Below are 7,531 nucleotides of genomic sequence, written 5' to 3' on the forward strand. Positions count from 1 at the left end.
TCGGCGCGGGATGTGCGGGAGTCCGAAACGGATTCTGAGCGCATTAAGAGGGCGATTATTCGGAGAAACAGCAAAAATATTCTTTTAAATTGATATTGTCGTCGAGACTCGCGCGCGCTCAGCGGTCGGTGTCGTCACCGCTTCAGAACACGCGTAGAGAGCGAGCAACCCCTTAGAATACAGACAAAAGAGAGGGCTCGACCGGGTGCGTCAGGCCCTCCTCAGAGGCAGTCGGTGATTTTCAGAGCGTCCAGTGTGGTTCGTACTCTATTCCAGTGTGGTTCGACTCTGTTCGTACGCACGCACACGCGAGGGCAGACATGGATTGAGAGCGCACCGGGTGCACAGATGGGTCGAGAGCGCATCGGTACACAGTCGTCTGCGACGTCGACGTCGGAGCTGCGCTTCCGCTCGCCTCGGCATCGAGCTGGTGCCGACAATCCGACGGACTTAGTCGGCGTACGTCCCGTTTCGGTCAGGACGAGGTACTAAGACGACCCAAGGGGGTAGCCAGTTGCGGCCGACCGTCTACAGAACGTTCCGGTAGAGGTCCACGACAGTCTTCATGCCTCGGGACCCCGAGCGCACGCTGAAGAAGAGTTCCAAGTCCGGGTTGTACTTCGTCTTGTACAGGTTGAGTCGGGCGTTCCCGGCACCGACGAGGTCGTAGTGCGTGACACCCCGCGTCTTGGCGTCTCGAATGATGTGCCAATCCAAGAGTTCGTTCACCGAGAGTCCGACGTCCATGTCTGGACGAACGCCCCCATGCCACCGGAACACCCGGTCTTTGTACTCGTAGGTGAGCATCCCGGAGACGTACGTCCCTTCGTAGCGGAAGACGTACGGTCGAATCTGTCCCTCGGGAAGTGACTCGTACAGGTCGACGGCGAACTCGGTGGGCATGTTGAAGCCCTCTCCTTGCTCTTCGTATCGCTCGTTCACCTGCCGGAGGATTCGCGTTACTTCTTCGACACCGCCTTCCTCGACAGTGAAGTCGTGTTCGTCGGTGTCCACGTTGCGGATGTTCTTTCGCGCATCGCTCGTAAACCGCATGAGCAGGTCGTCTTCGTCCGGCGTGATGTCGAGGACGTACGTGTACTCCGGCGTCACGTCCCCACCGTCCCACTTGAACGGCCGAACGTCGGTGAGCGCCGCCTCCGTTCGGACCTGCATGTAGTTTCGCGGGAGGTTCTCGCGAATCCAGGTGTTACAACCCTCGATGAAGCCATTCGCGGTACTCTCGAGTTTGCGCTGGCGCAGGTCGCCGACGTTCAGCAGTGCTGGACCGAGTCGGGGGACCCACAATGGAGGAGGGGGAGAGAACACACCCGAGAACGGCCCCTTTTCCTTCTGGAACACGGGGAAGATTCCGACGACTTCCTGTCCTTTCTTCCCGACGAGCGGATGCAGCGTCGAGTTCGAGTGTCGTTCTTGGATACGGAGCGCGTCGGATTGATGGAACACGTTCGCCATCGGGGACTCGTCGACGTAGTCGTCCCACGCATCGAGTTCGTCCCACTCTGCTTCGATGATGTCGATGCTCATTGGACTCAGTAGGCCGTCTTTCGGTACGCTGTTCGTGCGAGTTTGTACAGGTGCCAGAGGCCCGGTGACTGTCCCTTGTCCCACTGGAGCGTCGGGACGGGCCGACCGCCGTACTTCTCTTTCGCCTTGAAGATACCGTCAGTGTAGGTCGAACCGGTGCTTCCGAAGTCGTAGTACCGATAGCCGTTTTCTTTGCCCCACTTGATGGCGTGTTCGTGGAGGAGTTCCGCCGGGTAGTAGTCGAAGTTAGACACGTCACCGATCGCCGAGAAGTAGTAGATCATCGTCTCCTGTTCGTCGTCGAGGAAGTGCACGTATCGGCCAATCTCCTCGCCGTTGGCTTCCGCGACGAATATCTTCATTCGCTCGGGGAGGGCCGACGCGACGGTTTCGAAGAACGAAAGTGGGTAGGTGTGGCCGCGAACACGCTCCATGTTCTCGATGTACGCCTCGTGTGTGGCGGTGATCTCCTCCGCCGTCAGTTCCGCCTCGTGGACGGAGACGTCGTTCTCGTGTGCTTTCCGAAGCGATTTGCGTCGCTCTTTGTCCATCCGCCGTTCGATGTCTTCCCACTCTTCGGTGAGGTGCAACTCGAACCGGCAGTCGGTCAGTTTCGGCTCGTACCCGTGCTTCGCGAGGTACTTGCCGTATCGCATGTAACTCGGGTCTTTGGCCTTTATCGTGTGGAAGAGGATGTTTCGGCCGTTCACCCGTTCGAGTGTATCGAACATCAAGTCGAGCGACTCCGTCTCGTCCGAGGTGACGACGGGGCCACCGTATCCCGGGGTCGCCGATATCAACCGCTTGAGCGGTTGCTCCTCGAACAATCGTGACGTGGAGGCTGCTTCGCTCAAGAAGTTCGGAACGAATCCGAGGTTATCGACCAACGCCGCCCCGGTCGGAAGGTCGATGTCGGTCACGAAGTTGGGGAACACCGCGATTGGGTTTCCACTCTTCGTCACGACGACGTGTCGCGGGGTGTACGGAAGTGTGTCTTCGACGGCCTGTAACCACTCGTAGCGGTGAAACACACTGCCTTGGTCTGACTGCGTGACAACGTTGTTCCACTGTCCTTCGGTTACTGCGTCGATGCTGCTGTATACGTGTACGTCGAGGGTGCTCATTGAGGGTTACTCCAGGTAGCCAAGGTTCGCGAGGCGGTCTTCCACCTCGGTGTCGTTCGTCTCCACCCGTTCGGCCGGTTCGAACGGGGGATAGCTAATCGGTGGGTGCGCGTCGACGATGGGGAGCGAGGTGCCGTCCATCTCTTCGTCGGGCGGGAGGCCGTACGTCGCGAGAATCGTCGGTGTGACGTCGAACAGGTGTGCATCACCAAGTGGTGTGTGCGAGTCGATAGCCGGACCAGACGCTGCGACCACTCCCCAACGCTTGTGGTTCCACGACTCTGTGGGGTCGCCGAACTGCTCGCCGTACAGTTGGGCACTCAGGTAGTGGTCGTAGTTCGACGGGACGAGGACGATATCGACCGCGTTGTGTGCTTCAGGACCGTGGAAGTACTCCTCTCGGGGGGCGACGTCCTCGAAGAGGAGTTCACCGTCCGGCGTCTCGACGGTCTTCAGGGCGGAGATTAACTCACGACGAACGTCTTCGTACGCGTCCTGTGGAACCGTTCCGTCGGGTTCTCTCCCTTCGAGGTTGATTCGAATCCCGAGTTCGATGAGGTCGCGCATGTACGCGCGCGAAGATGGGAAGTCGACCTGTGTAGTCCCCGCTCGCTTGACGTCGGTAGGGACGACGCGGGCGACGTACTCGGCGAGTCCGAGTTTCTGAAGGACGCTCGCGATTCGCTGGGTCGTCAGACCAAACCGCGCGGCGACTGTCATCGCCGAGTTCATCACGTCCAGCGACGCGTCGTCGTCCGCTTCGAACTGGCCTTTCTCGAGGCCGCGTTTTTGAATCGAGACCCACGAAGGCATCCCCGACCCACCGTGTCTGACCGACACGTATCCCTCGTCTCGGAGGAACTCGTTGACGCGGAACTCGTATTTGTCGTACCGTCCCATTCCGTGGTCGCTCACGACGAAGACGTTCTCGGGCGACGTCGCCTCGAGAATCGAGCCGATTTGCTCGTCCACTGCTTCGTACACGGTGCGAACGAGTTCGAGGTCACCCGGTCGTTCGTGGAAGACAGTGTCCGTCTGTTGGAACTCGACGAACCCGAAGTCCGGGTCGAATCGGTCGGCGAGATACCTGAATGCCTCCCCACGCATTCGGATGAGTTCGAGGTACGCTTCGTCACCCCGCCCCTCCGGGTCGTTGGGGTAGACTCTATACTCGCCGATTTCTGCCCGAACGTCGTCGAGGAGCCCAGCAGGATGACAGGGTGGGTCTTCTGGGCCAACGTACCCAGGGATGAGTGCCCCGTCGAATGCCCTGGGGGGAGCAGTCACCGGGACGTTGACCACGACGCTTCGGAGGCCGTGATAGTCGAGGAGTTCCCACAGGGTTCGCCGGCGAACGTCGGTCGCGTTTACCACGTCGGCGTCGTAGCCGTCAAAAGAGAGAAAACCGAATACGCCGTGTTTTCCGGGGTTTACACCGGTATACAGTGACGGCCACGCGCTGGCAGTCCACGGGGGGACCTGCGATTCGAGCGGTCCGTACACCCCCTCTTCGAAGAGTCGCTGCAAGTTCGGGAGTGCATCCTCCTCGAACAGTGGGTCTAGTACCTCGATACAGGCCGCGTCGAGACCGACAAGAAGGGTCGTGAGCGACGACTGCGTCCGGTCATCCATATGGATACATACAGCACTGAAACGTGCTTTGTTATAGTGAACCTATGAGACAAAACGACCCGACGGCTGTTGGTTCTCTGAACACGTGTCGTCGCGACTACCAGACTCGAGAGCGGTCGTTCGGAGACCGGAGAGCGTGGTCCCTCGCTGCTTCCTGATTCTCTCTGACGAACGGGTGCGACCGTGTATCGTGACGGGTTTCCGACACAGCATCCCACAGCAAAGCCATTTCGGGGCCCACCTCTCCCAGAATCCGACGTGGGTAACGCCGGAAACGTGACCGGTTGGCGCAGAGTAACAATAGTGGAACCGGGGGAATGTAGTACCAGAACCAATGACGCCACTCGGTCTTCTCCCCCTCTTTCGACCGCACCACGTACACAACCCATGGTCCCATTAGCCACCCTCCAATCGAACGACTCCGACAACCGAGACGACAGCGGCCCGCCCGAGACGCCAGACCTCTCTGTCGTCGTCGTCACGTTCAACGAAGAAGCCCGAATCGAGCGGTGTCTCGAATCGGTGTTCGAGTCGTGTCGTGACGTGGGCACCTTCGAAGTGATTCTCGTCGACTCGAATTCGACCGACCGAACGGTCGCTCTCGCTAAATCGTTCCCTATAACCATCCTCACGTTGCCAGACGAAGTCGACAGGACGCCGTCGGCAGGGCGTTACGTCGGGACACAGTGGGCGAACGGAGACACGATTCTGTACGTCGACGGCGACATGTACCTCGAACCCGAGTGGCTGTCAGATGCGTACGACTTCCTCCACTCGAACGACGGCGTCGTCGGCGTCGACGGCCACCTCAACGTTCGTGGGTCCACGTCCACACCGCAACGCGTCAACGCGATACGAGGTGTCGCACTCTACGACACGTCGGCAGTGGCCGCTGTCGGTGGATTCGACCCGTTCCAAAAGTCGCTCGAAGACATCGACCTCGGATTCCGACTCGTCCTCGAGGGTGGGACGCTCTACCGACTTCCGAGCGTTGCTGCGTCACACCCCGTTGCGAAGGGAGCGCGGGAGATTAGACGCCGGTGGCGAAGCGGATACGTCGAAGGCGTCGGTCAGACGCTCCGAAAGTCGGCGTCACGCCCTCGGTTGTTGGCCATGCACCTCCTTCGACTCAGGTACAAAGTGCTAATCGGAGGATGGTTCGCAGCAGGGGCCGTGAGTGTAGTGCTCTCACCACTCGCGACGGTTGGGTGGCTACTCGCGACAGGGCTCTTCTTCGCGTTCTTGACCAGGGAACGCGGGAGCAGCGAGGCGTTTCGGTTGACGTTCGGATACGCACTGCTTTGGCTTGGGTTCATCTACGGTATGCGAATTCCACCACGACCACGTGACGAGTACCCCCTCTCACGGGTCGACGTCGTCAAGCGAATCAGTGTCTTTCAGTGACCGCCAGAAACAGCATCGGTCACCACGGTCACGTCTGAAGTGGGTCAGGTAGGACGAACTGGGGACTGGGCGAGTGTTCTGCGAGCAACCTCACCCATCGTCTCGACGACGAGGTCAGTCTCGGCTCTGACGTCGGCGACGTACGCCAAGATGCGTCGGATGCGCTCTACGCTGTAGTCGGTGTGGAGGTTGTTCGGGTGGAGCCACATGTGGAAGACACCGTCGTCGCTCGCCGCCTGGTCGATGCCGCGTTTGGCCTGTCGTACCACCGGGTCGCCGACGAGTCGATTCGCAATGTCGAGGGCCATGCCCTCGAAACTAAAGAGGTACAGCGACGCCGGAATATCGACTAACCCGTATTCGTCGACGGATGGGGTGACGAGCAACGACTGGCCGGGGACATAGACGCCATCGACGAGTGTATGCACGCCCTTCGGGAGGGGAGTATCCTGAAACACAGGTGAGGGACCACGGTAACACGAGAATCCGTACTTTTCGAGGACGTCACGGTGACCGACGTCGTTGCGGGGGTAGACGAACGAGTCGAGTTCGACACCGTAGTCGCTCGCAATATCTACACACGCGCGAATCTCCGCGTCGGCAAACGCGTGGTCGATTCGGCCGAACTGCGGATGTGAGTACGAGTGGCACCCAATCTCGTGATTAGCGTTCGACGTTCGGACTGCGTCGACGAGGTCACGCCCGAAGCGAAGGTCCGGACGTGACCGCCAGATGCCGGTCTCTTTTTCGAACCACCCATCAGGAGCGGGGTGTGCACTGTGGCGCCCATCGCAGTCGTCCAAGAAGAGGTGTCCGACGATTGCCCAGGTGGCAGGTACGTCGAACTCCTCGAAGAGGTCGACGAGTGTCGTCCACCCAGACCGCGCGTACTCGACACGGTCTGGAGGGTCCTCGAAGTCGAGGTATCCCCATCCGAGTTCCGCGTCGAGCGAGATAACCACAGAGCCCATCGGTGAACAAGTCGGCGAGTGAGCGGTTTGTTATACGGCCGATACCCCCGAGACGCGCCGCTGTGTGAGAAATTCTGCAGCGTGACGAGCGGCGTCGTCCCAGTCGTAGGGAGCCGAAATTCCCCGACTCCGAACCGGTACACGATTCATAACAAAAACTGGGTAGAGACACCCTAGAGTAGATGACGCGTGGAAGTACAGTCTGCGACGATTACGCACACGCCCCACCCACAGGAAGGACATGAGAGTTCTATTCGACATCAACCACCCAGCACAGGTACACCTGTTCAAGAACGCGATTCGAGAACTGAAAGAACGAGGCCACACCGTCGACGTCACGTCACGACAAAAGGAGATGACGACGACGTTACTCGACGAGTACGGTATCGACCACACACCACTGTCGTCAGAGTGGAATCGGTTCGGCCCCGCGTCGCTCGTCGGGGAGTGGGGGGTTCGAGAAGTTCGAATGTTCCAGTACGCCCGTCGATTCGACCCCGACGTCATCGTGAGTCGTCTCAACCCGTCGGTCGTCCACGTATCGACACTCCTCGGGTGCCGAAACCTCATCTATCAAGATACGAAGCTCAAACCCGAAGCCTTGGAACGGGTGTATCACGCAGTCACGTGCCCGTTCGTCGACAAAATCTGCGTGCCCCCGGACTTCTCGATTCCCGTTCCCGAAGAGAAACAAGTTTCTGTCGGGTTCCAGGAGTTGTCGTACCTGCACCCGAATTGGTTCACCCCCGACCCGGAGTCACTCCGTGAGTACGGCGTCGACCCAGAAAAGCCGTACTTCGTCGTCCGGTTTGCTGGGTGGCAAGCGTTCCACGACGTCGGAAACACCGGCCTATC

5 protein-coding genes and 1 pseudogene are annotated in these 7,531 nt (G+C 59.6%); 2 read left to right on the forward strand and 4 right to left on the reverse strand.

Features of this window, described 5'->3' with window-relative positions:
- Nucleotides 1–528: 528 nt before the first annotated feature.
- From AUR66_RS10820 to AUR66_RS10830, 3 genes are read right to left on the reverse strand one after another with little or no spacing between them, the layout of a single operon-like run.
- Nucleotides 529–1,545 carry a lipid II:glycine glycyltransferase FemX gene (locus tag AUR66_RS10820; RefSeq protein WP_058572435.1) on the reverse strand — a complete coding sequence of 339 codons (1,017 nt, stop codon included), beginning with the start codon at nt 1,543–1,545 and terminating at the stop codon, nt 529–531.
- A 5-nt stretch (nt 1,546–1,550) separates the two neighbouring features.
- Nucleotides 1,551–2,669, reverse strand: a complete 1,119-nt coding sequence (locus AUR66_RS10825; protein WP_058572436.1) for a lipid II:glycine glycyltransferase FemX — start codon at nt 2,667–2,669, stop codon at nt 1,551–1,553.
- A gap of 6 nt (nt 2,670–2,675) precedes the next feature.
- Nucleotides 2,676–4,301 carry an alkaline phosphatase family protein gene (locus AUR66_RS10830; protein WP_058572437.1) on the reverse strand — a complete coding sequence of 542 codons (1,626 nt, stop codon included), beginning with the start codon at nt 4,299–4,301 and terminating at the stop codon, nt 2,676–2,678.
- 387 nt (nt 4,302–4,688) lie between these two features.
- On the opposite strand from AUR66_RS10830, the gene AUR66_RS10835 reads away from it, so the two are divergent.
- On the forward strand, nt 4,689–5,705 hold the full coding sequence (locus AUR66_RS10835) for a glycosyltransferase (RefSeq protein ID WP_058572438.1): 1,017 nt from the start codon (nt 4,689–4,691) through the stop codon (nt 5,703–5,705).
- Between the two features lie 44 nt (nt 5,706–5,749).
- Here AUR66_RS10835 and AUR66_RS10840 read toward each other — a convergent pair whose 3' ends face one another.
- Complete coding sequence (locus AUR66_RS10840) at nt 5,750–6,676, reverse strand: polysaccharide deacetylase family protein (protein WP_058572439.1); 927 nt, start codon at nt 6,674–6,676, stop codon at nt 5,750–5,752.
- A gap of 241 nt (nt 6,677–6,917) precedes the next feature.
- On the opposite strand from AUR66_RS10840, the pseudogene AUR66_RS10845 reads away from it, so the two are divergent.
- Nucleotides 6,918–7,531: pseudogene (locus tag AUR66_RS10845) on the forward strand (DUF354 domain-containing protein); the annotation flags it as partial.

The sequence above is a fragment of the Haloferax profundi genome, from assembly GCF_001469865.1.
Lineage (GTDB): Archaea > Halobacteriota > Halobacteria > Halobacteriales > Haloferacaceae > Haloferax > Haloferax profundi.